Consider the following 2,006-nt stretch of genomic DNA (forward strand, 5'->3'; position numbering starts at 1 on the left):
CCGTCTCCACATGTGTTGTCAATAGGATAGGAATACAAATTATTAACCTCGTCGCTTGAATGAGGATACAATTTGTTGTCAGTTTCCTCATTAACTTCCTTGGCATTTTTTCTTCTGCTCTTGAATAATCTTCCGTCCTGAGAATCTTTTTTTCCAGTCTTATATATGATAGTAATCATTGCAGGATCAATTTCACCTTCATCGTTAGTTCCCCCAATGATGATTTTATCTACTATACTTTCAAATACTGCCCTATCAAATTCCTCAAGATATTTATTGGACTCAAGTAATTTTTTAAACCCCTCGAGCCTTTTCTTCAACGCTTTTTCATCAGTGAGTGTTACTTCTAAAGTCCTTTTTTCTGCAAGTAATTTCTCTTTACTAATAGCTATTTCATTATACTTATCCTGATATATATCCATGCTGATTGACTCATTCAGCCTTAACTCAACAAGATCCTTTTCTTTCTTTAGTATCTTATCAAGTTGATTTGTTATCTTCTTCAGGTCTTTAGCTAAACTGTTGTCTTTCAATTCTTCTTCCACAGTTTTAAGGAATTCATTAGTAATTTCAACATTATTGTGGCATACCTGACGATAACTTTCCATGAATGCTTTTTCTATGGCTTCTTCTTCAATCCCTTTACTATGCGGACAATACTTCTTTCCGTTTTTAGTAGCATTGACACACTGCCATATAACTTTTGTATACTCTGAACTCGAATGCCAATTTCTTCTTGAAAGATTATGACCACAAAATCCACATTCAAGCATACTGCTAAAAGCATATTTTCTTGAATACTTTTCTCTCTTACCGCCATTATTAGCAACGGTATTTCTGTTTTTTGACCTTCTTAATCTAATACCTTGAGCTTTTTCAAAATCTTCTTCCGAAATGATTGGCTCGTGATGGTTCTCTATATAAAACTTATCCTGTTCTCCGAAATTATCCAATCTTCTCTTTGAAATAGGATCAACCGTATAGGTCTTTCCCATCATAAGATCCCCTTTATATTTCTCATTTTTTATAATTCCTAAAACTGTTGTTTCCGTCCATCTTTTATTTCCTCTTGGCGATAAATATCCTTGTTCTTCAAGTTCTCTGGAGATTACCATACCGCCAACACCTTCAATATATCTTCTGAAAATATATCTTACAATCTCAGCTTCTTTTTCATTGATAGAAATGCTTTTAGTTTCCGGATCATAGTCATAGCCTAAACACCCTTGAAAGCCTACCATTTCTCCTCTTTCCATCTTCATTCTCAAACCTTTTTTGACATTGGCTGAAATGTTCTCTACTTCCTGTTGCGCAACTGAACTTAAAATTGTTAAAAGCAACTCTCCGTCCATTGTTAAGGTGTTTATGTTTTCCTCTTCAAAAAAGACCGCAACATTAAACTCTTTCAACTTTCTTACATACTTTAAGGTGTCTAATGTATTTCTTGCAAATCTTGATATAGACTTTGTAATTATCATATCTATATCGCCGTTCATACAGTCATTTATTAATCTTTGAAAGTCAATTCTTCGATCAACCTGTGTTCCTGTTATCGCCTCGTCAGCATATATTCCGGCAAGAGTCCACTCTTTATTTTTCTGTATAAATTCTGTGTAATGTTCTACCTGAGAATTATAGCTATTAATCTGATCTTCAGTATCCGTACTAACTCTGCAATAAGCTGCCACTCTCTTTATTGAGCGTTGAACACACCCTGATGCAGTTCTTTTCAGTGTGGTATCACCTTTAATAACTTTAACATCCTTTTTCACTGCACTGCCTCCTTTTTGTATCTTTCTATGCAGTTCTATTATACCACACTTGCAAAACATTATAAATATAATTCTGTAGAGATATTATACTTTTTCATCAGCTTTAGTTTTATCTTTTTATATTCAATATCACTGAGCAAGTGCTTAGAAAGTAACATAGACAGCATAGATAATTGGAGGCTATATCTTAATAGTTCATTATTCATTCTAAATCCTCCTCATATAATTTTATCT

Annotated in this window: 1 protein-coding gene; it reads right to left on the reverse strand. The window is 33.6% G+C overall.

Features of this window, described 5'->3' with window-relative positions; all coding sequences use genetic code 11:
• Positions 1-1,772, reverse strand: a 1,772-nt coding sequence (locus HMPREF1253_RS02965) for a recombinase family protein (RefSeq protein ID WP_023055275.1), incomplete at its 3' end; no start/stop codon positions are given.
• Positions 1,773-2,006 lie beyond the last annotated feature (234 nt).

It is taken from the genome of Peptoniphilus sp. BV3C26 (assembly GCF_000478985.1).
GTDB lineage: Bacteria > Bacillota > Clostridia > Tissierellales > Peptoniphilaceae > Peptoniphilus_B > Peptoniphilus_B koenoeneniae.